Source organism: Flavobacterium sp. GNP001 (assembly GCF_054343775.1).
Map to the genome: position 1 here is coordinate 169,918 of NZ_JBTGUX010000001.1, position 24,154 is coordinate 194,071.

Genomic DNA, 24,154 nt, shown 5'->3' on the forward strand with positions numbered 1-24,154 from the left:
TTAAAAGTAATGATTAACCCTTACAATCTGTTTTGTTCGTCATTCAGGTCGGCGTCTTTTACTTCTTTCTTTTTTGCTGTTCCAAAATTGTACGTAAGGGATAACGTTATTTTGCGAGTTTCCCAACGATTGACCCAATTAGTAGTTACGTTATCTTGTTTGGTGCTTTGTATCCACTGGCTCTTTCTTAATACATTTTGAGCGCTCAAATTCAAACGAATTTTTTTGTCAAAAAAGTCTTTTCTCATGGTAAATGACATGTCGTAGTTTGGTTTGAAGGTCGTGTTTCCGTAAGCGCCGTTTTGACTATAAAAACTATTCCAGGTGGCACTCCAATCCTTAGCCAAAGTAAATGATTGATTTAACGCTCCCGAGAAAGAGACACCACTATCGTTAAATTTATAGTTTTCTAAATCAGAAGTTGCTTGACCATACGTAAGCTCGCTGCTGAACTGTGCTTCCCACCATTTTTTAACGGTAATACTTGTATTGAGTGACAATCCAATAGTTTTTGATTTACCGATATTGTCATAGGATAGAGTAGTTATTTTAGTATCAGTATCATAATCAATGATTTGGTACATTTCATCTTTCGAGAAATTAGCAAAAAGAGAAACTGACGTTTTTTGTTTTTTAATCCATACCACTTCAAACGCATCTGTAAATTGAGGAGTTAAATTTGGATTTCCTACAGATACATTGTAGGTGTCAATATATTCAAAATAAGGATTTAAGTACAAGTAACGCGGTCTTTGAATACGGCGGCTGTATGAAAATTTGAATTGATCGTTTTTGAAATTCCCGTTAATACTGAAGGAAGGGAAAAGTGATAAATAGTTGTCTTTATTAGTATTATTTGAGGTTAATGAGGTGGCATTGTAATTGATATATTCTGCTCTTAGTCCGGCTTGAATGTCAAAATTCCCTTTGGTGAAATTGGTAATGCCATAGCCCGATAGAATGGATTCTTTGTAAATTAATTGATTACTTCTGTTAGTGTTGGTAATGTATTCTCCTTGATCATTTCTATCTTGTAAAATAATGGTGTAGTCATTGTTTACGTAACTCAGTTTGCTACCGGTTTCAAAATTGAATTTGTCATTGATCTTTTTTTCGAAGTCTACTCTTGCACTGATAATATTGAAATTTGTAGGGTTTTGATATTTAACATCCTCGGTGTCACGGTACATTTCATTCGTATCCGATGTGAAGTAGGAATTGGTTGTAATGCGGTCGCTGTCATTTTTATAATTGGCATAATTTATTTGAGCATCTATTTTAGTATCTAAACTATCAGATGCGAAATTGTAAAATACAGTTCCCGTTAGTGTTTTGTTTACCAAGTCGTTTTGAGTGTTTAAGATCGTGTATCTTTTGTAAACCATATCCTCAAATTCGTTGGTGCGCCCTTTTGTAAATTCATCGCTTTTGTACAAGGAATAATTAGCTGACGCACCCATGTTCGCATTTTTATTTATTTTATATCCTGCTCCAAAATTTCCTGAATAATTGTTTGAAATTGGTAGCCAATCATTCTTTTGTTGCAAAGTAGTTGTAATTGTTGGCGTTACTACGGTTTGATCTATCGTTCTGCGATTTACACTTTCAACGTAGCCGTAATTCATACCAAATTTTAGATTCCATTTTTCGGTGTTGTTGTAAAGGTTTAACCCGTTACTGTTTTTGATAAATTCAGCATATCCTACTGAGGTTCGTGCATTTCCAGTTAAACCAGTAGCGGCTGATTTTTTTAGAACGATATTAAAAATTCCGGCACTTCCTGAAGCATCATATTTTGCCGAAGGATTTGCAATTATTTCAACCGATTTAATGTTGGCACCATCAACTGATTTAAGATACTGTTTCAACTCCTCACCTGATAAAAGCGATGGTTTCCCGTCAATCATTATCTGAAGATTGGCGTTGCCTCTAAACACTACATTGTCATCTTTATCCAATTGTACACCTGGCAATTTGCTTAGGGTTTCCAGTCCGTCATTGCCATTACCAAAACCGGCTTTGTCGATATCTACGATCATCTTGTCTCTGCTGAGTTTTATAATACTCTTCTTTTGGAGAACAACTACTTCGTTAAGCGCTACCGAATCTTCCTCTAAGTCAAAATTTTGAGTTACATTTTTAGTAGTAGATGCGAAGATTTTTGACTGTAAGGTTTTATAACCTAACAACTCGATTTTGATGTAGAATGCTGTAGCAGTAAGAGGAATTTCATATTTTCCATTTTCATCAGTTGTCGTGAATGAAATAAAAGAATTTTTATTGGCATCAAAAAGGGAAACAGTTGCAAAAGCTACTTTTTCGGTGCTTTTTTTTGTAGTAACTACTCCTGTAATTTTTGGGCTTTGTGCAAACAGTAGGCTAATGTTGAAAAATAATAAAAAGGCGATTGTAGTTTTCATGTTGTTTGGTTTTGTTGTCAGCAAATGTATAGGAGATACCCAAGGCAAAAAGTCGTTTTACACCAGATTGCTTTTCTACTACATGAAACCTGAAAAAAGAATTTTTTTATTGTTTTGGTCAAAAAAAACCTGTTCGTACAGAGAAATCAGGCGTTCATCCAAAAAAAAATAATAAGTAAAACGAGAATGCGTAAATTCGATTCATGGATATAAATAAAAAACAATGGTACTTTCATATTGGGCTCGTGCTCATTATTGTATTGATGGACCTTTTTTCGGATTATGTGTATGGAGGTAGCAAGGGCTTTTTGAGGAATTTTCAACTCCCTCTAAACTACAATCAAATTATCATGTACACGGCAACATTTACAACGTATGCGGTTAATTATTACTTTGTAAGTCCGTACACTTTAGGAAAAAAACACTATTGGAGGTTTGCTATTGGTGTGCTACTCCTTATCGTGCTTTTTGGACGTGTTCGATACTTGCTTGAGGAAGTGATACTGTATCATTTTACTGGGAAACACAATTATTTTGAAGAATCCCGCAAGTTTTTGTTCTACACTTTTGACAATTCGATTTTTGCTATAAAATCAATTTTGTACAGTACCGTAGTGTATTATTTTTTTGAATTTGCGGCCAATCAAAGTCGACTGCACAAGTTAGAACTCGACTACAACAAAGCAGAATTAAATTTGCTCAAATCACAAATCGAACCGCACTTTTTGTTTAATACCTTAAATACTTTTTACACTGATTTAATTGATGTGCAACCCAAGGTGGCCAAAGATATTTATCGGTTATCTCAACTCCTGCGGTATGTAACTTATGAAGCTGGAAATGAATTTATGCCCCTCAGTAAAGAGATTAAATTCATAGAGGATTATATTTATTTGCACCGAAAACGATTTGAAGATACTTTATTTTTAGAATACACCGTTGAGGGAATTGTTGGTGAACAAAGAGTTCCTTCGCTTGTTTTTATACATTTTGTCGAAAACATTTTTAAACATGGGATGATTAATAATGCGGCCTTTCCAGCCAAGATTAAAATACAAATTACAGAGCGTGAAGTGATTATTGAAACGTCAAATAGGATTTCTTCATCAGAAAAGTATACCAACACAGGCATTGGAAAAGATAATTTAGAACGTAGATTGAGTGCGATTTATAAAGAGGATTTTGTTTTACTTTACACCAATTCAAATGATGTATTTACAACCTTGCTGAAGTTGCCCTTTAAAATATAAATTATGAAAGTAATAAAATGCCTTATTGTTGATGATGAACCGCCAGCTATCCGATTGATAGAAAAATATTTGAGTAGAGTTCCTTTCTTAGAATTGGTTTCCTCAACTACCAATGCACTTACGGCGCTGTCTGTAATTGAAGAGGGCGGAATCGACCTCGTTTTTATGGATATTCAAATGCCCGATTTAACAGGCTTGCAATTGTCTAAACTCGTGAAAGGCAAAACAAAAATTATTTTCACGACTGCTTATCCGCAGTTTGCCATTCAAAGCTATGAAGTAGATGCCGTTGATTATTTATTAAAACCATTTGAATTAGAACGTTTTTACGAAGCGGTTTTAAAAGTAAAAAATAGTTTTAAAGTTGAGGTAAAAGAGGTTTCAAAAGAGGTAGATGATTTTATTTTTATCAAAACAGATGGTAAAAATAATTTTGAAAAAGTGCAAATTAATGAGATTTGCTTTATTGAAGGGCTTAAAAATTATGTTGCCATTCATTTAAAGGACAGACAAGTGATCACCAATAATACTCTAAAAAGTATCGAGGATTTTTTACCAACAAATGACTTTGTTAAAACGCACAAATCATTTATTGTTTCGTTGCGTCATATCACGAAAACAGATTCTTTAAATGTTTTTATAAACGGGAAAAGTATTCCTATTGGCGATACCTACAAGAAAGAATTATTTGAAATCATTCAACAAAAAAAACTGTAGTATCTTCATACTCTCTTGATATTAAAAGCGATTTTTTTTCAATTAATACCCTAGCAAATTTCTGGAATTGATTTTTAACTGTAATGTTTTGCTTAGAAATCGTTACAATTGTACTCCGATTGCTAGTGTAACGAAAGCTTTTATTGTTTTATGGAATTCTAGTTAATAATTGAGTAATTTTGACTTTCATTAGAAAAGGTAAACATGAATAAAATCACCCGAATACTAGTCGCAGTTGTTATTTGTCTTGCTATAGGATATACATCAGGAATGGTGACTCGCTCATCTATTACAACTTGGTATCCTACTTTGATCAAACCTAGTTTTAATCCACCCAATTGGATTTTCGCACCAGTTTGGAGTACTTTGTATGCTATGATGGGTGTAGCTGCAGGATTGGTGTGGAACGAAATTAAAAGCAATGAAGAGGTCGTGAAAAAAGCCTTAATTTTCTTTTTGATACAACTCGGACTAAATGCTTTGTGGTCGTATTTGTTTTTTGGTTTGCATAACCCAATGCTCGCAGGATTAGAAATTATTGTGCTGTGGTTAATGATTTATGAAACCTACGTTCAGTTTTCAAAAATTAACAAGATTGCTGGGTATTTGTTTATTCCTTATTTGGCTTGGGTGAGTTTTGCTGCGGTTTTGAACGGAAGTATTTGGTGGTTGAATAGATAGTTGATAGTCTTCAGTCTCAGTTAGCAGTGTTTTTAATAACTTAAAGTTTATAAGCTTTTAAAATGTAATATTTTACTACTCATGAATTCTTGCAGTGAAAGTGTATTTTGCAGTGCAGCAATTATTTTCGACTTGGGGTCTTTGTTGCAAAAGTCTAGAAAAGCAGCTATTTCTTCTTGACGAAGTTGTAAGTTCTCAGTATAAAATTCTGTTTCGATTTGGGTTTTTGCTGCTTCCGCGAAAGGTAATACAGGACCTTTTGTATCGATTTCGGTATTTTTCTTTTTGAATAATTTAGCAATCATTCCGCCAATTCGCATTATATCCATGCCGTTTTCAATACTTCCAGTGTAAACACCCGGATTCTTTAATTTTTTTGCATTTTTCTCTAATGTGTATTGATCCAATTTAGCTTGTTCCCATTTGGCATCTTTACTTAATTTGATTGAAGGAGTATTTTGTACCACTACTTCTTTTAGTTCTTCCGCTTTGGCTGCCAAAGTCATGTTGATGAAACCTTGTTTTATAATTGCAGCTGTAACTTTCAATTCTTTTATTTCATGATTTTTGGCTACAAAAACCAATTGATCGTTGGCTTCAACTGTAATGGTAAATTTACCTTCAGTATCTGTTAAGGCGACATTTTTACTTGTAGCATTGATAACCTCGACCTTGTTTGCTACAGTTTTATCAAAAACAACTTTCCCTTGAATGCGCTCTGTAACTTGTGAAAATCCACTTTGATAGACTACAAAAAGAAGTAAAGCGAGTAATTTTGTTTTCATAAAGTTCTGATAATAGACTGGTAAAGGTATCAGAATCATCTTAAATAAAACTTACTGAAGGTTTAAACTCTTGTTAATTAAAATCAAATGGAGTTCGCCACAATAAACCCACTTGTCCACGCATTTTGAAAATTGAAACCGTCTGTAATAGCATTTACATCTAATTTATTGAGGAAAAAAGATAATTTATCTTTGGAGATTAAGAGGAGATCATTTGGTTAGATCTTACTGAACTGACTTTTATAATTATGAGTAATGACCCATTGCTGAAACAACATAAACAGTAACCGTACTGTCATGAACTTCATATATCAAGCGGTCTTTTTTATTAATTCTTCTTGACCAAAAACCTTTTAATTCATGTTTTAATTCTTCTGGTTTTCCGATCCCAGTGTATGGATGGTATTGTAATTCGGTCAGTATTTTTAATATTTTTTTTATTGAAGCAACATCGCCCGATTTCTTATGTTTTACTAAATCTCTTTCAGCTGTTTGTTTGATAATTACTTGATATTGTCCCATAATTCCTCTGCACTATTCATAACTCTTCCTTTTTCCTTGCTTGCTTTTTTAATTTTTTTTACAAACTCTGGATTATAGGGGCTTTTATTATCTTCTTCAATGAGTACAATTTCTTTTGAGTTTTCAAAAAAGACACGAGCCATTTCTAAAAAAGCTTTGCCTTTTTTAGTATTTTCATTGATTTTCAAGGTTATCGTTGTCATAAATTACTTTTTTACAAATTTACAAAAAAATGTCGTTTCGTAGATTTTGCTTGGTGTTGATTTTTAATGTGTTATGGGTTTAACTGATTGCATTCGCCACAATAAACCCACTTGTCCACGCATTTTGAAAATTGAAACCGCCTGTAATAGCATCAATATTCACAATTTCACCAGCAAAATATAGGTTTTCATGTAACTTACTTTCCATCGTTTTAAAATTAATTTCTTTTAAATCAATTCCGCCAGCTGTCACAAACTCCTCTTTAAAAGTACTTTTTCCATTCACTTGAAAAGTTGCTTTCGTCAATTGATTGGCTAGATTTTGCAACTGAGTTTTCGATAAATTAGCCCATTTTGTTTCCTCTTCAATTCCAGAAGCGAGTACCAAACTTTCCCATAACCTGTTGGTCAGTTCGAAAGGTGATTTTTTTGAAACTGATTTTTTTGCGTGTTCTTGTTTTAAGTCTTTTAGCTTTTTCTCAACATCTTCTGTGTCTTCATCATTCAACCAATTCACGAAAATGGTAAACTGATAATTTTTGTCATGCAAAATACGTGCTCCCCAAGCAGATAGCTTCAAAATTGCTGGGCCACTCATTCCCCAATGGGTAATTAATAACGGTCCTGTTGATGTGAGTTTAGTGCCTTTTACGGTTACGGTTACATGTGCGGCAACGCCTGGTAATTCTTTTATTCTGGTATCTTTAATGTTGAAAGTGAATAGGGAAGGAACTGGGCTGACAACTGCATGACCAAAATTTTGTAGCATTTCCCAAACTTTAGGATTGCTGCCTGTAGCCAAAATTAACTTTTCGACAAGGTAATTCTCGGTTTGTGTTTCAATCTTCCAAACGTTTTCTTTTTTGAAAATAGATTGTACACTTTGTCCTGTAATAACTGCGATTCCGAGTTTTTGAGTTGCTTTCAAGAAACAATCAATGATTGTTTGTGAGGAATTCGAAACTGGAAACATGCGTCCGTCGGCTTCGATTTTTAATTCTACGCCATGTTTCTCGAACCATTCGATCGTGTCGCCAGAGCAAAATTGATGAAAAGGTCCGCGTAGTTCTTTTTCTCCACGAGGGTAAAATTTTACCAATTCATTTGGTTCAAAGCAAGCGTGCGTTACGTTACAACGTCCGCCGCCGGAAATACGAACTTTTTGTAAAACTTCTGCACCGCGTTCTAAAATTGCAACTTTCAGTTTTGGGTTTTTTTCTACAATATTAATGGCTGTAAAAAATCCTGCTGCGCCACCACCTACAATTATTATATCGAAATTTTGATTCATATTCTGTCGGGGAAATCGGTTATGATTCCGTTTACGTTGTATGTTTTTATTTTTTGAATGTCTTCTAATTCATTGATTGTCCAAGGGAACACCTGAAATCCTTTTACTTGTATGTGTGCCGTGTTTTCTTTTGTCAATAAATGAAAATAGGGATGAATGGATTTTGCTTGTATCGTATCAGCGAAAGCCAAAGCCAAGTCTAAATCGGTTTCTGTTAAAACCCCAATTCCAATTTTATCATTTAACGACGACACTCGTTGCAACGCATTCCAATCAAAACTAGAAACTAAAAAATGGTCGTATTTCCAGCCTTTTTTGTTTACGTATTTTTCAATTAGCGCCACCACTTTATCAGTTGCATCATGACTTTTGAGTTCGATATTGATGAAACACTTTTGGTTCACCAAATCAAAAACTTCTTCTAGCGTGGGGATTTCGTGTTTACCATCTATTTGAAAAGTCTTCAATTGCTGCAAAGATAATCCGTTTACAAAACCTTTTCCGTTAGTTGTTCTATCAATAGTTTCGTCGTGAATTACGATTATTTCACCATCAGCGCTCAAATGTACATCGAGTTCAATGCCATCTACGTGCATATCTAATGCTTTTTGAAAGGAAACCAAAGTATTTTCGGGTTCGTATCCTTTTGTGCCGCGATGTCCAATTTTGAGCATTGTTTTCGGTTTTAAGGCAAAGGTAAACATAAAAAAAACGCCTTCATTTCTAAAGACGTTCTAGTGTAATTATTTTAGACTTATTTTTTCAGTTCTAATAAAACAATGTCAAATTCAGTATCGATTGTCACTTTTCCATTAACCACTACCGATTCTTTTCCAGAATAAGCATCAATCAATTTGGTTCCGTCAGCGAAAATAGTTCCAACTGAAAGTTCTTTAGTTCCACTTTTTAAATCTAATGCAACAACTACTTTATCTGTATAATTTTCTTTTGAGAAAGTTCTAGAAAAAGTATAGGGTTGAGCTGAAATTTGTTTGTGAATTCCCGCTCCAACTGATGGATGATTTTTTCTGAATTGACCCAATTTTTGCCAATGCAACAGTGTTTTTTGAGTTTCAAGATTCGATTTTATGGCATCCCAATTCATTAAAGAACGTAAGGTAGCATCACCTTGTGTTCCTTCAATTGCTAACGAGCGAGCACTTTCGTCACCGTAATACACTTGCGATATACCCGGCGAAAGCAATAATTTGGTTCCCGTTTCCTTATTTTTAGTACGTTTTGCATCAAACGGTGCACCGTCGTCGTGCGAAGACATATAATTCAAAACACTAAAGCCTTTCAAGTCATTGTTCAGTTTAGTCGAATATTTAGAGAATATAAATTCATAGTCTTTCTGTGCATCCCATTTGAATTCAAAATTGATCATGTTGTTGAAACCATTTTTAAAATAGTTGATTTTTTTGTCTCCAAAATCAAAATCTTGACCGCCACTGATGCCATAATTGTAAACTTCAGCAATGGTGTAAAAGGAGTTGTTATCTAATACTTTTGTTGGATTGTTTTTTTTCCAAGTTTCAAAAGCATAGTCACATTGGATTTTAAAATCGGCCCAAACGGTTTCATCAGTATGTTTTACGGTATCGCCTCGGTATCCGTCAATTCCGTATTCCGTAATATAATCCGTTAACCATTTGATGATGTAATATTTTGGTGCTCTTGGATAACCGGTACGCGTAAAAAACGCATTGAGTTCTTTCATTTCTTGTTCGTAACGACCTTCTTTTTTCCATTTTTCGATTAAAGAAGGAGGCAAAGCCACTGCTTGACTGCTTTCTGTTTTAACATCAGGTAAGTTGGCTACAAGAGTACAAGCGGTTGTGTTTTCAAATGATTTATAATCGCAAGTTGGTCCTGTTCGAACCCAATCTTGCGGCCAAACCGTATCAATAGGAGTAACTGGCCCGGTGTGATTGATAACACCGTCAAGAATGATTCGGATGCCATGTGCATGAGCCTTTTGAACTAATGTTGCTAAATCTTCTTTCGTTCCAAAGTTCGGGTCTAAAGCCGTCCAATCTTTGGCCCAGTAGCCGTGAAAGCCATAACTCAAACCAGTGCCCTCGTCAACGCCATCGTGAATTTGTTCTACCACTGGCGTAAACCAAATGGCATTAATGCCGAGTTTGTCAAAATAGCCTTCGTCAATTTTTTGAGAAATCCCTTTGATATCACCACCTTCAAAACCGCGCAGTTTCCCCGTGGTTTTATTTCTGTCAAAGTTTAGGTCGTTGGATTTATCGCCATTATTAAAACGATCCGTCAGCAAAAAGTACACATTAGCTCCTTCCCAAACAAAAGGAGTTTGGTTGTTTTGTACTACAGATTTAGCACTGTTGCAACTACTCAACAGGCTCAAGCCTAAAAGTAGTATTGGGATAGAATATTTTTTCATTTTTTTACTTTTAAATGATTGTTTTTTTGAAACATAGAAGTCGTTTAAGTTACTATGTAGTTTCTTAAATGACTTATATGGTTAAAATTATTTCAGGTCCAGAATAAAAACTGATTTTGGTTCAAGCGTTACCTCTTTGGTGATATCAAAAGTTTGTTCTGAAATAACTTCTTTTCCTGATTTAAAATTCTTGATATTTTCTTTAAAGCGATCGGTTGCAACTGTTTTTTTGTCATTGCTGTTGTTCATGATCACCATCACTGCGTCGTCTGCATTATATCTGAAGTATACGTATATGTTATTTTCTGGAATGTAATGCGTCATTTTTCCGGTATGAACGGCTGTTTGTGTTTTCCTCCAGTTGAATAATTTAGAAGTAAAATCGAAATACTGCTTTTGTTCGACAGTTCGTCCTGCATCTGTAAAAGCATTGTTGGTGTCGCCTTCCCATCCGCCGGGGAAATCTTGACGAATAGCTGCATCGCCTCTATCTTTGTTACCTGCCATACCAATTTCGCTACCGTAGTAAATTTGCGGAATACCACGTACAGTTGCCAAAATACTCATGGCCATTTTGTATTTGCGAAGGTCGTTTTTGTAAGTTTCGTTGATGCGATTGGTATCGTGATTCTCGGCAAAAATTAAAATATTGTTTGGGTTTGGATACAAGAAGTCATTTGCGAAATTGTCGTAAAACCGCATCAAGCCTTTGTCCCATCCTGCATCGTCTTCATTGAATGCCTTGGTTGTAGCTTCGTAAAATGTAAAATCCATTACACTTGGCAAGTTTGAATTGTAATTTTGAATCGCTGCAATTTTACTGTCTTTTTGCCAAAAGGCCATTTGAGCTTGACTCTGCATCCAAACTTCGCCAACGATATTAAAATTTGGGTATTCGTTGGTGATTGCTTTTGTCCAAGTGGCAATTCCTGCTGGGTCAGAATAGTTATAAGTATCTATGCGAAATCCATCTAAATCAGCAAATTCAATCCACCAAATAGCATTTTGAATCAAGTAATTTAAAGTCAAAGGATTCTTCAAATTCAAATCAGGCATCGATGGAACGAACCATCCGTCAATAGCTACTTTTTTATCTATTTCAGAAGCATTTATGTCATGAATAACGGTGCGTTTGTGATTGGTTTGGGTGTATTTTTCAAATTGGTTAATCCAATCTTTTGTGGGTAAATCTTTGATCATCCAATGTTCGATTCCCCAATGGTTGGTGACATAATCCATTACCAATTTCATTTTGCGTTTGTGCAGTTCCGCTGCTAGGTCCGCATAATCTTGATTTGTGCCATAACGAGGATCAATTTTATATACATCAGATTGTCCGTAAGTGTGGTACGAGAATTTAGCATCGTTGTCTTCGCAAAGTGGCGTGCTCCAAAGGGTTGTAGCGCCTGTTGCAGCAATGTAATCTAGGTTTTTAATAATTCCTTCGATATCGCCACCGTGTCTTCCTCCAGGTAAATCCCGGTTGTACTTTTCTTTGGTATCTGCAGTACTGTCATTGTTTTTATTCCCATTAGCAAAACGGTCTGGCATCAATAAATACATCACATCCGAAGAGTCGAAACCTTTACGCTCTGCTGATTGTGCTTTTCTGTTTTTTAAACTGTAGGGTTGTTGAAATGTTTTTTTGCCCTTTTGTTTGAATGTAAAAATAAAATCAGTGGCAGCTACTTGTTTGGTGTCGATAGTGACAAATAAGTAGTTTGGATTTTCAGTTTTTTTAATATCCGTTATCGCAATATTGTTCGAGGCTGAAACTTGATATTGGCTGATTTCTTTTCCGTAAAATAAAATTTGTACCGCACTGTGTTGCATACCGGCATACCAAAATGGCGGTTCAACTTTTTCAATTTGTGCATTTGCGATACTAGTCATAAATAGAAGGAATACGATTAATTTTTTCATTAAGCTTTTATTTTGAAAATGTACTTGAAACCTAGTTATTCAATGAAACGAGTAGTTAGTAAGCGTTAGTTTTGAAATTTATTCACTTTTCAAAACTGTTTTAAGTAAACAATCCCAATAAAAATTGGGATTGTAAGTATAGCATTTTGACTTTTGCAGCTGTAAAATAGAACAATTCTATTACACAGTGGCCAAGTTTGAATTTTGTACGGTAACAGGATTACCATTTACCATAATCTCCAGAGTCGTGTCGCCATCTACTGAGAAAGTGGTTTGATCGTGGTTGATGTTTACCGTTAAAATTTGATTTCTGAAATTTATTTTAAAAGAGTAAGCCGTCCATTCTTTTGGAATTTTTGGAGAAAAATGAAGCACATTTTCTTTCACGCGCATTCCTCCAAAACCTTCTACAATACTCATCCAAGTTCCAGCCATAGAGGTGATATGACAACCTTCCTCAACTTCTTTATTGTAATCATCAAGATCCAAACGAGATGTTCTTAAATAGAAGGTGTAAGCCATGTCCATTTTATCCAAAACTGCTGCTTGAATAGAGTGTACGCATGGTGAAAGTGAACTTTCATGAACGGTAAACGATTCGTAAAACTCGAAATTATTCTTTAATTGCTCGGTTGTAAAATGATCCTCGAAGAAATAAAAACATTGTAAAACATCGGCTTGCTTGATGTAAGGCGAGCGCAAAATACGATCCCAAGACCATTTTTGATTGATCGGTCTTTGACTTTTATCTAAATCAGCTACGCGCACCAATTCCTTATCTAAGAAACCATCTTGCTGCAAGTAAACATTATGCTCTTCTGAAAATGGGAAGTACATATTGTCAGCCACTTTTTTCCAAGCTTGTAATTCGGTATCGGTGATATTTACTTTTTCAGTGACACGTTTGTGGTCTGCAGGATATTCAAGTGATACTTTTTGAATTTGTTCGTAGGTATAATCCAAACACCATTTAGCAATATAATTGGTGTAGAAATTATTGTTTACGTTGTTTTCATATTCATTAGGACCGGTAACGCCAAGAATTACGTATTGGTTTAATTTGGTAGAGAAATTAGCTCTTTGGTGCCAAAAACGTGCAATTCCGATCAAGACTTCCAATCCTTTCTCAGGAATGTAACTGTAATCGCCAGTGTAGCGGTAAAAATTATAAATAGCAAAAGCGATGGCTCCATTTCTATGAATTTCTTCAAAAGTAATTTCCCATTCGTTGTGGCACTCTTCACCGTTCATAGTTACCATCGGGTACAAAGCAGCACCGTTTGTAAATCCTAGTTTAGCAGCGTTTTCAATGGCTTTATCTAGCTGATTGTAGCGGTACGTTAACAAGTTGCGAGCTACTTCTTGATCTTTGGTTGCCATGTAAAACGGAATGCAATACGCCTCAGTATCCCAATAAGTTGATCCACCGTATTTTTCGCCAGTGAAACCTTTTGGTCCAATGTTCAAACGAGAATCTTTACCAAGGTACGTTTGGTTCAACTGAAAAATATTGAAACGAATTCCCTGTTGTGCCTTTACATCACCATCAATTGTGATGTCTGACATTTCCCAAATTTTTGCCCAAGCAGTAATTTGGTCTTGTAACAACTGCTCGTAGCCCAATGCTAAGGCAGCTTGAATAGCTTTTTCGGCAGCAGTAATAGTGTTTTCATGGTTTAAAGAAACCGTGTAACCACCAATTTTTTGAATAGATGATTTTTGACCTTGACCAACAATAACATCGTAGCTGAACTGAATTTTTTCGGCAGTAGCATCAATGTGCGAAGGTGAAATAGCTGTTTTTTCACCATTGGTTAAAATGGTGTTGTGCATAAACGTGGTAGCTTTAAAGTGCGTTTTAAAGGTTTGAGCCGTTACAAAGGCGTCATTAGCAGATTTTTTCACATCTAAAACTTCCCAGAATTTCTCTTCCCAGTTGGCATCTTCATTGGTTACGCCAGCATCTACATAAGGTTTGTAAATGATTTTAGCATCTTTATTTAAGGGAGTAATTTGGTAATTAATAACTCCAACTTCGTCTAATGTTAAGGATAAAAAACGACGAACTTCAACTGCAATTTGAGTTCCATTTTTCAGTGTAGCTTCAAAAGAGCGGTGGTACCAACCTTCTTTCATGTTCAATTCACGACGAAAGTTGCTCACTGACGTACAGGTGTTCAAGTCCAGTTTCTCGTCATTGATTTCAATATCAATTCCAATCCAGTTGGGAGCGTTTAATACTTTTGCAAAATATTCTGGGTAGCCATTTTTCCACCAACCCACTTTAGTTTTATCAGGATAATAAATTCCGGCAATATAGCTTCCTTGAAAACTGTGGCCTGAATACTGTTCTTCAAAGTTAGCTCTTTGTCCCATCGCGCCATTACCGATGCTAAATAAGCTCTCGGATGACTTTACGCGCTCTACATCAAATCCTTCTTCAATGATGGACCAATTGTCTGCTTTTATATAATCTTGATTCATTGTAATTGTTGTTTAAAGTTTTATTCCGCTGCGTTCCTTACAATTTGGTTTCGCTTCGGCTAAGGTTTCAAGTAGTCTCGAAAACTTTAAAAATATTTTTTCTATTTATTGTATTAATTGCGCAAGGAAATTTTCATCCATGGCTGTAAAATCGGTAAAAATGTATTTTGCCTCGTGCAAGGTTGCAGCATCACCAATTCCAACGCTAATCATGTTGGCATTGTTTGCGGCTTGAATTCCTGCTACCGAGTCTTCAAAAACAATAGCGTTTTCAGGCGCTGCGTTTACGAGTCGTGCTGCGGTTAAAAACACTTCGGGATCTGGTTTGGCATTGCTCACATCATTTCCGTCAACGATGGCATCAAAAAAAGAGGCAATTCCAGTTTTTTCTAGAATAGGTCTTGCATTTTTACTGGCAGATCCTAAAGCAATCTTTTGACCTCTTTCTTTTAAAAATTCTAAAACAGGAACTACTCCCGGTAAAATTTCGCTGGCATCCATGTCAACTAAATAGGAGAGGTAGTCTTCGTTTTTTTGAAAGAGCCATTGGTCTTTTTGTTCTTGCGAGGCATCAACTTTTCCTAAATCTAAAATAATATCCAAAGAGCGCACGCGGCTGACTCCTTTCAATAATTCATTGTGCTCGTGTGTAAAATCGATGTCAAGTGAATTGGCAATTTTTTTCCAAGCCAAATAATGGTATTTAGCCGTATCTACAATTACGCCGTCAAGGTCGAATATAAATGCTTTAATGTTATTCATTTAAATTAATTTTCGATTTGTCATTAATGGTTAAAGCTATTAGTCCGGCAAGAATCATAGATGCTCCACCAATTAGTAAAGCATAAATAGGTTCACTGTTAAAAAATTTAGATACTAGAAAACCTAAAATAGAAGCTGCTACTAATTGAGGAATTACGATAAAAAAGTTAAAAACTCCCATGTAATATCCCATTTTGCTTGATGGTAATGAACCTGAAAGCATTGCATAAGGGATTGATAAAATACTCGCCCATGCAATTCCAACTCCAATCATCGGAAGCCATTCCATTGTGAAAACCGTTGGTTCAGAAATAAAATAAACAGAAATTAAACCTAATCCTCCACAGACTAACGCCACGAAATGAGTAAATTTTCTGCTCGTGTATTTAGCCAATATCGGTAAAAGGAATGCGGCTATAGCTGCAATTAAATTGTAGTTGGCAAACATTTCACCCACTTGATTTGCGCCAATATTGTAAGCTTCGGAAGTTGTATCTGTTGTTTTGTAAATGTGTTGTGTTACCGCAAGTGTTGTGTAAATCCACATTGAAAAAAGTGCAAACCAAGAGAAGAATTGTACCCAAGCCAATTGTTTCATTATTTTGGGCATGAACTGAAAATCATTCATTATGGTTACAAAACCATTTTCTGTATTATTTGCTTTTTGCAGTAAACCAGAAGTCAGCATTGCTATTCCCCCAAGACCAATTAATCCGATAGAAAGAACGTATAAATCTTTTTTCAATTCATAATTGTAAATTGCAAATGAGAATACAGCACTTACAACTAAAAATAATAATCCTTTACTTAAATGAGATTTACCATTTGCTAAAAACCATTCTTTCGAATGTGTTTCTTTTTTATAAGTTTCTTTGCTATGGTTTTCAAAAGCTTCTAATTCTGCTGGTGAATATTCTTTAGAAGTTAAAACTGTCCACAATACTGTTAGCAGGAAAGCTATTCCGCCAAAATAAAATGAATATTTAACAGAATCTGGAATAACACCTAGTGGAGCGGTATTGCTTACTCCAAAATGCGTAAAAATTAACGGAAGTTTAGAGGCAAAGTAAGCTCCGATTCCAATAAAAAAGCTTTGCATGGCAAAACCTGTGGTTCTTTGTGAATCAGGTAGATTGTCACCTACAAATGCACGAAAAGGTTCCATTGAAACATTTATGGAAGCATCCATAATCCATAGCATACCTGCAGCAAACCACAACAGAGGAGAATTTGGCATTATGAATAAAGCGCCCGAGGCTAAAATGGCACCAGCAAGAAAATAAGGTTTTCTTCTTCCCAATTTAGTCCAAGTTTTATCAGAAAAATATCCGATAATTGGCTGAATTATTAACCCAGTCATTGGAGCGGCAACCCATAAAATAGGAATGTCATCAATGTTAGCGCCGAGAGTTTGAAATATCCTGCTAACATTTGAATTTTGCAGAGCAAAACCCATTTGAATTCCCAGAAATCCGAAACTCATGTTCCAAATTTGCCAGAAACTTAATCTACGCTTTTCCATTATCGTAATTTAAATATTAATACGATAAGCGCTATGCTTATCAAAACTTATCTTAATTTTCGAAGTAAAAGTTAAAGTTTTGAGGTGTAAATATAGAAAGATAATTGAAACTTTTATTTTTCAGAATCCAATACCAGCGAACTTTTTTAACTACAAGGTTGTAGTTGCGTAAAATTTAACATTTAAAAGCTAATTAGTTGATTCTCTTTCTATCAAATGAGTCTCAATTACCTCGGTTTTGTAGTTTTCGTCTTCTTCATCTTCATCCGCTTCAAGGCGATCAATTAACATTTTTGCAGCTTTGTTTCCCATTTTTATACCACTCTGACTTACAGTTGTTATCGTAGGAGTGGAGTACTTTGATATGATTCCATCAGTAAAGGCAATCACAGCTAAATCACGAGGTACATTCAGTCCGATTTTACTTGCTGTTTTGATAATGGTAACCGCAAATAATTCATTAACAGCAAAAACGGCGTCAATAGCTTTGTCTTCTAGTAGTTTGCCAATAGTGATTTCGCAGGTATCTACATCTTCAATTTTGATAATTAGATTTTCATCAAAAGGGATGTCGTTGTCAAGTAAAGCTTTAACGTATCCGTCGGTACGGAGTTTACCCACACTTACATAGTCTACGGTGGTAACGAGAGCTATTTTTTTTCGGCCTTTGTCAATTAAACTTTGAACGGCTTCGTAGGCTGCTGATTGGTCGTCAATAATTACTTTGTCGCATAAAATGTCGTTAGTTACGCGGTCAAACATGACGACTGGCATTCCTTGATTTATTACTTCGGTAATATGGTGAAAATCGCCTCTAAATTGTGTTTCTTTTGATAATGACATGATAAAACCGTCAATGCTACCATTGGCAAGCATCTCCATATTAAGAACCTCTTTATCAAACGAATCGTCCGAAAGACAAATGATAACACTGTAACCGTGCTCATTGGCAACTTGCTCGATACCATTAATTACGGTAGAGAAAAAATAGTGTACTATTTCAGGAATAATAATTCCAATTGCCTTGGTTTTCCTGTTCTTCAGGCTTAGCGCGATATTGTTTGGTTTGTAATTGTAAAATTTAGCGAAAGCTTGCACTTTAAGTCGGGTTTCTTCGCCAATTTCGAGACTGTTTCTTAATGACTTAGAAACAGTCGAGATAGATACGTCTAATTCTTTTGCGATTTGTTTAAGCGTTATCTTTCTTTTCATGCTTTTGGGTGTGTCATAATTTAATTCGTAATAAAGGTAAAATTTAATTTTACAAATGGTAAATAAAGCGTTGAAAATTTCAATAAATCAGAAAGTTTTCAACACTATTACGTTTTCGTAACTGTATTAACTAGGAGCCGTATTGTGAATCATAAATTTTACATAGATTTAACATTCGAAGTAATAGTTAAGGGTGAAAACTCAACCAAAAAATTAAATTAAATTAAACAAAAAGTATGAAAACAATTTATAAAAAGTTGTTAATTTTAGTACTGCTACTCCCTTTTAGTGTTCTTGCACAGAGTACTGTAAGTGGGACTGTTTTGGATAAAGCTTCCGGACAGCCTATCCCAGGAGTAAACGTAAATGTGCAGGGTGCTGCCAATGGTGTTTCGACCGATTTTGATGGTAAATATCAAATCGGGAATGTGAAAAAAGGCGATAAACTTGTCTTTTCATACATCGGATATGCCAACACAGTAATTGATTATGTTGCTCAAAAAGTGGTTAACGTAACTTTACAAGAGGATGCTAATCAGTTAAAAGAAGTAGTTATTCAAGTAGGTTACGGTACTGTAAAGAAAAAAGATGCAACAGGAGCTGTTACAGTAATTACGAGCAAAGATTTTAATAAAGGGCCAGTAACCTCTGCAGATCAAATGATTCAGGGTAAAGTAGCTGGTTTGCAAATCATTAACGGTGGAGGTTCACCCGGTGAAGGAGCAAGTATTCGTATCCGAAGCGGGTCTTCATTATCTGCCTCTAATGATCCTTTATTCGTAATTGATGGAGTTCCAGTTTCTAATGGAGGTGTCGAAGGAAGCAGGAATCCATTAGCAACAATCAACCAAAATAATATTGAGTCGGTTACGGTTTTAAAAGATGCTTCTGCAACTGCCATTTATGGATCACGTGCTTCTAATGGTGTAATCATTATCACAACCAAAAAAGGAAAAGCAGGTGATTTGCAAGTAAATTACAGTGCTAATTTACAAGTGTCTGAAGTAACAAATCAAGTTGATGCTTTGTCAGCAACTCAATTTAGAGATTATGTAAATGCAAACGGATCAGCAGCTCAAATCGCTTTGATGGGTACAGCCGATACTGACTGGCAGAAAGAAATTTACAGAACGGCAGTTGGTACTGATCATAACGTGGCTGTAAGTGGTGGAACAGATAATATCGTATATAGAGCGTCATTAGGATATGCTAACTTAAATGGTATTTTAAAGAGAGATAATTTACAACGTACTACTTTGTCTGCGGGAATAACTGGTAACTTTTTTGATAATCATTTAAAGGTAGAGCTAAACAACAACACTTCTGCTACAGAGAGTGACTACAGTAACCGTGGTGCAATTGGTGCGGCTATTCGCTTTGACCCAACTCAATCAGTTAGAAATGCTGACGGAAGCTTTTTTCAGTGGTATACAAATCCAACTACAATTAACCAATTAGCTGGTAGAAATCCACTTTCATTAATTGAGCAGCAAAATAATTTTGGAAGATCATACAGAAGCATTGGTAACATCCAAGCAGAATATAAATTGCATTTTTTACCTGAATTGAAAGCGGTAGCGAACTTTGGATACGATCAATTATCAGGAAGATCATTTGGGAATACTGATGCTAATTATTTAAACGGACTTCCAGGATCAGGTTATAATAACACCTACTTAAGAACACAATCTCGTTTTAATAAAGTAATGGATTTGTACTTGAACTACAATAAAAAATTCGAATCAATCAATACGCAAGTAGATGTTACGGGTGGTTATAATTACCAAGAATTTAGAGAGAATTATTTTTCAACAAACTTTAATTTTCAAAGTAACAACACTACAAATCCTCCAAATTTCCCTTCAACGCTTAATTTGCAGTCTTTATTTGCTAGAACGAACATATCTATAGCAGATAAATACCTTGTTACTTTATCAATTAGAAGCGATCGCTCTTCAAGATTTAGAGAAAATTTCCGTACTGCAAATTTCCCTGCTGTAGCAGTAGCATGGAAATTAAATGATGAAAACTTCTTGAAAAATGTAGAGACAATTTCAACATTAAAACTTCGTGGAGGTTGGGGAATAACAGGTCAACAAGAAATTGGTGGAGTTTATCCATCTATTCCATTATACTTGGCTTCGAATACTGCTGCTCAGTACCAATTTGGTAGCGATTTTTATACTACCTATAGACCTCAGCCTTATAACAGTAATTTAAAGTGGGAGGAGACGACTACATTAAATGCAGGTATTGATTTTGGTTTATTCAATAATAGAATCACGGGTAGCGTAGATGCATATCAAAGAACAACAAATGATTTACTTTTGTATACTCAAAACCCATCTTTCTTCGGGTTTTCTAATTTCGACAACTACAATGTTGGATCTATAGACAACAAAGGGTTAGAGGTTATGGCAGAAGTTATTCCTGTACGTAATGACAATTGGGAGTGGAGAGTTGGAGGAAACATAACCTTCCAAAACTCAAAAATAACTAAATTAAGCACTACATTGCCAAACACTCCCGGTATCAATACGGGCGGATATGAAGGAGCTACAGGAAATACCATTCAAAACCACCAAGTGGGCTTTGCGCCAAGTTCTTTCTTCGTATACGAGCAAGCTTATGGTGCTGATGGTAAACCTTTAGACGGTGTATTTATTGATCGCAATGAAGATGGAATTGTAAACGAGCAAGATAAATACCGTTTTCAAAAACCAGCAGCTGATGTGTTTTATGGTGTCAATACTAGCTTGACCTACAAAAACATTGATTTTGGTATGACTTGGAGAGGATCATGGGGTAACTACAATTACAACAACGTAGACTCAAGTAAAGGAGTTTCAAGTAATATTTTGATTCGTAATACAGATTTATCGAACGGAGTAGAAAACTTGTTAGAAACAGATTTTAGATCAAATGATACCAAACGTTTCGAATCAGATTACTATATTCAGGATGCGTCCTTCATTCGTTTGGATAACGTGAGCGTTGGTTACACTTTTAATCAAAACAAAAGATCAACCTCTTTGGTAAAAATGACTTTATCCGCTCAGAATGTTTTAGTACTTACTAAATACGAAGGTTTAGATCCAGAGATTGGCGGAGGAATTGATAGTAATCTTTATCCAAGACCAATTACTTTTACGTTAGGTTTAAACGTTAATTTCTAATACAAAAAATAAGAACAATGAAAAAGATACAAATCAAATTATTGGGTGTTTCTTTGTTACTGATGGTGATGTTATTCCCATCATGTACCAATGATCTTGAACAGTCTCCGGAAGGTAATACAGCCATTCCTGGTAATGAGTTTTTTAATACGCCACAATCCTACAAGCAATTTTTAGCAAAATTGTATGCCGGATTTGCTACATCTGGTCAAACTGCTGCGGGATCTCCAGATATTTCTGGAATTGACGAGGGAGAAAGCCAATATATTAGAGGCTTTTGGTTAATGCAAGAATTAACTACGGATGAAGCAGTTATTGCTTGGAATGATGGTACTATTAAAGACTTACATTCACAAACTTGGACTTCATTAGACCGTTTTATTACTGCTACTTTCGCGCGATTCTCTTTTCAAGTAGTGAACTGCAATGAGTTTTTAAGACAAACAACTAATGAAAAACTTGCTGCTAGAGGTGTTACTGATCCTGCTTTATTAGCTGAGATTAAAACTTACAGAGCTGAGGCCCGTTTTTTAAGAGCAATCACTTACTGGCACCTAATTGATATGTTTGGTGGTGGATCATTAGTAACTGAGAATTCTCCAAGTACTTTCTTTTACCCTGAGTACGCTACTAGAGCTGAATTGTACAAATTTGTTGACGAAGAGTTAACAGCAATTACACCAGAATTAAAAGCTCCAAAATCAAACGAGGCATATCGCGTTGACCAAGCAGCAGCTTGGATGTTACAAGCTAAATTGTACATGAATGCAAAAGTGTATGTTGGTACAGATAATTATGCAGGAGCTTTGCCATTAATCAATAAAGTTATCGCTTCAGGATACAGATTACACAACAATTACAACCAATTGTTTTATGCTGATAATGACAAAAACGGAGCTCAAAACGAATTCATTTTCACAATTGCTTTTGATGGTTTAAAAACGCAAACTTATGGCGGAACAACTTTCCTAACTCATGCACCAGTTGGTGGCTCGATGAAGGCATCAGAGTTTGGCATCAACGGTGGATGGGCTGGTATCAGAACAACTTCAGCATTTGTTAATAAGTTTGATGCTAATACTACAGATGCAAGAGGTCAATTTTATACTGACGGTCAAACCAAAGAGATTGCTGATATTGGTAATTTCACAGAGGGTTATGCGATTCAGAAATTTAGAAATATCGATGTAAATGGTGTTCAAGGTTCCGATAAGTCAGGTGATTTTTCTGATTCTGATTTCCCAATGTTTCGTTTAGCTGATGCTTATTTAATGTATGCAGAATGTGCTGTTGTTGGTAGAGTAGGTGATTTAGCAACTGCAAGAGGATATGTAAATGCTCTACGTACCAGAGCTAATGCTGGAGCTGTTGCTTCTTTAAACGCTGATGCTACTGGTGCTAACTTGATTTTAGATGAAAGAGCAAGAGAATTACACTGGGAAGGTCACAGAAGAACCGATTTAATTCGTTTCGGAAGATTTACAGGAGGAACTTACGTATGGCCTTGGAAAGGAAATGTAGCTGGTGGTGCACCTACTCAAGCTTTTAGAAACTTATTTCCTATTCCTGCAACTGCGTTGGCATCTAACCCAAAATTAAAACAAAACCAAGGATATTAATAATCAACTAATTATAACAAAATGAAAAATATAACTAAATCAGTAATTGCTTTATTTGCGGTACTTGCTTTGTCATGTAACGTAGAAGATGTAGAGGATAGACCAGTAATTGCGGGAATAGATACCCCAGAAATGGTTGCCCCAGAAAATGATAAATCATACGTATTACAAGAAAATAATGCGAACAACGTTGCAGAGCGTTTCGTGTGGACAAAAGCAAACTATGACGGAGCAGTTGAAATTGGATACAAACTTTTAATTGACGTAAAAGGTGGCGATTTTACTAAAGCTGTTGAATTAGGCGGTACTTCAGGTACAACTCAAGCTGAGGTAAGTGTAAAAACTTTAAATCAAGCGGTAATCCAATTAGGAGGTATGCCTGAAAAATTTGGTTCTTACGATGTGAAAGTGGTTTCTAGTATTGCTGGTATCCAAAAAATGATTTCTGAAAAGCCACTTACTATCGTTGTAAATGCATATACAGGTTTAGTACCCTACGCTTTCACTGATTGGTATTTGGTTGGTGATGCAACTACTTCGGGATGGAACAACAACAACAAAAACCAACCTCTTTTTAGAAGTGGAACAAATGCAAACGTATACCAATTTACTGGTTTCTTTAAAGCAGGTGCTTTTAAATTGATTTCAACGCCAGGACAATGGGCTCCAATGTATGGTAGAGGTGATAATGGTTCAATTGTAGCTAGACCAACTGAGGCTGATGCAGATCCATCAACATTTAATATTGACGCTGATGGTTACTATACTTTCGCTATTAATATTGGAACTCTAAAATATACTTTAGTTGCTTATAATGCAGCTACTGCTGCAACTTTCCCAACAGTTGGTATTATTGGAAACAGTACACCATTAGGATGGGACGCTTCAACTCCAATGACTAAATCTACATTTGATCCTCATGTTTGGACTATAGATGTATTGGCACTAGTTGATGGAAAAGCTAAATTTAGAGCTAACAATGCTTGGGATGTAAACTGGGGTGGTAATACTGCTTTTTCAGCTTTCCCCAACAATGGTACTGGTAACGGAGATATTCCAGTTGCCAAGTCTAAATACAAAATTTTCTTCAATGATTTAGACGGTAGTTACTTGATGATTCCAAATCAAAAATAAATTGTTATTAAGAAAGGGCTGTCAATTGATAGCCCTTTTC

Annotated in this window: 18 protein-coding genes; 6 read left to right on the top strand and 12 right to left on the bottom strand. The window is 35.5% G+C overall.

Annotated features, from left to right (window positions below; genetic code table 11):
* Positions 1-20: 20 nt before the first annotated feature.
* Entirely contained in the window at positions 21-2,420 is a 2,400-nt protein-coding gene (locus tag ACXX8U_RS00630; RefSeq protein WP_458564167.1) for a TonB-dependent receptor, read from the bottom strand.
* Between the two features lie 203 nt (positions 2,421-2,623).
* On the opposite strand from ACXX8U_RS00630, the gene ACXX8U_RS00635 reads away from it, so the two are divergent.
* The 3 genes from ACXX8U_RS00635 (at position 2,624) to ACXX8U_RS00645 (ending at position 5,068) form a co-directional block, all read left to right on the top strand.
* On the top strand, positions 2,624-3,670 hold the full coding sequence (locus ACXX8U_RS00635) for a sensor histidine kinase (RefSeq protein WP_458564168.1): 1,047 nt from the start codon (positions 2,624-2,626) through the stop codon (positions 3,668-3,670).
* Between the two features lie 3 nt (positions 3,671-3,673).
* A complete protein-coding gene (locus ACXX8U_RS00640; RefSeq protein WP_458564169.1) occupies positions 3,674-4,387 on the top strand; it encodes a LytR/AlgR family response regulator transcription factor in 714 nt (237 codons plus the stop codon).
* A gap of 204 nt (positions 4,388-4,591) precedes the next feature.
* Positions 4,592-5,068, top strand: coding sequence for a TspO/MBR family protein (locus ACXX8U_RS00645; RefSeq protein WP_458564170.1), 477 nt, complete (start codon positions 4,592-4,594; stop codon positions 5,066-5,068).
* 47 nt (positions 5,069-5,115) lie between these two features.
* Here ACXX8U_RS00645 and ACXX8U_RS00650 read toward each other — a convergent pair whose 3' ends face one another.
* The 11 genes from ACXX8U_RS00650 to ACXX8U_RS00700 form a co-directional block, all read right to left on the bottom strand.
* On the bottom strand, positions 5,116-5,853 hold the full coding sequence (locus tag ACXX8U_RS00650) for a BamP family beta-assembly machinery protein (protein WP_458564171.1): 738 nt from the start codon (positions 5,851-5,853) through the stop codon (positions 5,116-5,118).
* 246 nt (positions 5,854-6,099) lie between these two features.
* Positions 6,100-6,375 carry a Txe/YoeB family addiction module toxin gene (locus tag ACXX8U_RS00655; RefSeq protein WP_458564172.1) on the bottom strand — a complete coding sequence of 92 codons (276 nt, stop codon included), beginning with the start codon at positions 6,373-6,375 and terminating at the stop codon, positions 6,100-6,102.
* Positions 6,357-6,578 (bottom strand): DUF2683 family protein, encoded by a 222-nt coding sequence (locus ACXX8U_RS00660; RefSeq protein WP_144891415.1) that lies wholly within the window; start codon positions 6,576-6,578, stop codon positions 6,357-6,359. Before ACXX8U_RS00660 ends, ACXX8U_RS00655 begins: the two co-directional genes overlap by 19 nt.
* A gap of 79 nt (positions 6,579-6,657) precedes the next feature.
* Positions 6,658-7,869 (bottom strand): BaiN/RdsA family NAD(P)/FAD-dependent oxidoreductase, encoded by a 1,212-nt coding sequence (locus tag ACXX8U_RS00665; RefSeq protein WP_458564173.1) that lies wholly within the window; start codon positions 7,867-7,869, stop codon positions 6,658-6,660.
* Positions 7,866-8,543, bottom strand: a complete 678-nt coding sequence (locus ACXX8U_RS00670; RefSeq protein ID WP_458564174.1) for a glycerophosphodiester phosphodiesterase — start codon at positions 8,541-8,543, stop codon at positions 7,866-7,868. The genes ACXX8U_RS00665 and ACXX8U_RS00670 overlap by 4 nt, the downstream gene beginning before the upstream one ends.
* A gap of 80 nt (positions 8,544-8,623) precedes the next feature.
* Positions 8,624-10,282: an alpha-amylase family glycosyl hydrolase gene (locus ACXX8U_RS00675; protein ID WP_458564175.1), complete on the bottom strand. Its 1,659-nt coding sequence runs from the start codon at positions 10,280-10,282 to the stop codon at positions 8,624-8,626.
* 87 nt (positions 10,283-10,369) lie between these two features.
* A complete protein-coding gene (locus ACXX8U_RS00680; RefSeq protein WP_458564176.1) occupies positions 10,370-12,205 on the bottom strand; it encodes a glycoside hydrolase family 13 protein in 1,836 nt (611 codons plus the stop codon).
* Between the two features lie 180 nt (positions 12,206-12,385).
* Entirely contained in the window at positions 12,386-14,689 is a 2,304-nt protein-coding gene (mdxK, locus tag ACXX8U_RS00685; RefSeq protein WP_458564177.1) for a maltose phosphorylase MdxK, read from the bottom strand.
* Positions 14,690-14,794: 105 nt separating this feature from the next.
* Positions 14,795-15,451 carry a beta-phosphoglucomutase gene (pgmB, locus tag ACXX8U_RS00690; RefSeq protein WP_458564178.1) on the bottom strand — a complete coding sequence of 219 codons (657 nt, stop codon included), beginning with the start codon at positions 15,449-15,451 and terminating at the stop codon, positions 14,795-14,797.
* Positions 15,444-16,973, bottom strand: coding sequence for an MFS transporter (locus ACXX8U_RS00695; RefSeq protein WP_458564179.1), 1,530 nt, complete (start codon positions 16,971-16,973; stop codon positions 15,444-15,446). The genes pgmB and ACXX8U_RS00695 overlap by 8 nt, the downstream gene beginning before the upstream one ends.
* A 189-nt stretch (positions 16,974-17,162) precedes the next feature.
* Positions 17,163-18,185, bottom strand: a complete 1,023-nt coding sequence (locus tag ACXX8U_RS00700) for a LacI family DNA-binding transcriptional regulator (protein ID WP_458564180.1) — start codon at positions 18,183-18,185, stop codon at positions 17,163-17,165.
* Between the two features lie 236 nt (positions 18,186-18,421).
* Between ACXX8U_RS00700 and ACXX8U_RS00705 the strand changes: the two genes are divergently transcribed.
* The 3 genes from ACXX8U_RS00705 to ACXX8U_RS00715 are packed head-to-tail and all read left to right on the top strand — an operon-like array spanning position 18,422 to position 24,114.
* A complete protein-coding gene (locus ACXX8U_RS00705; protein WP_458564181.1) occupies positions 18,422-21,361 on the top strand; it encodes a SusC/RagA family TonB-linked outer membrane protein in 2,940 nt (979 codons plus the stop codon).
* 17 nt (positions 21,362-21,378) lie between these two features.
* The gene (locus ACXX8U_RS00710) at positions 21,379-22,980 is read left to right on the top strand and encodes a RagB/SusD family nutrient uptake outer membrane protein (protein ID WP_458564182.1); all 1,602 of its coding nucleotides are present in this window, start codon (positions 21,379-21,381) and stop codon (positions 22,978-22,980) included.
* Positions 22,981-23,001: 21 nt separating this feature from the next.
* Positions 23,002-24,114: a SusE domain-containing protein gene (locus ACXX8U_RS00715; protein ID WP_458564183.1), complete on the top strand. Its 1,113-nt coding sequence runs from the start codon at positions 23,002-23,004 to the stop codon at positions 24,112-24,114.
* Positions 24,115-24,154: the final 40 nt, after the last annotated feature.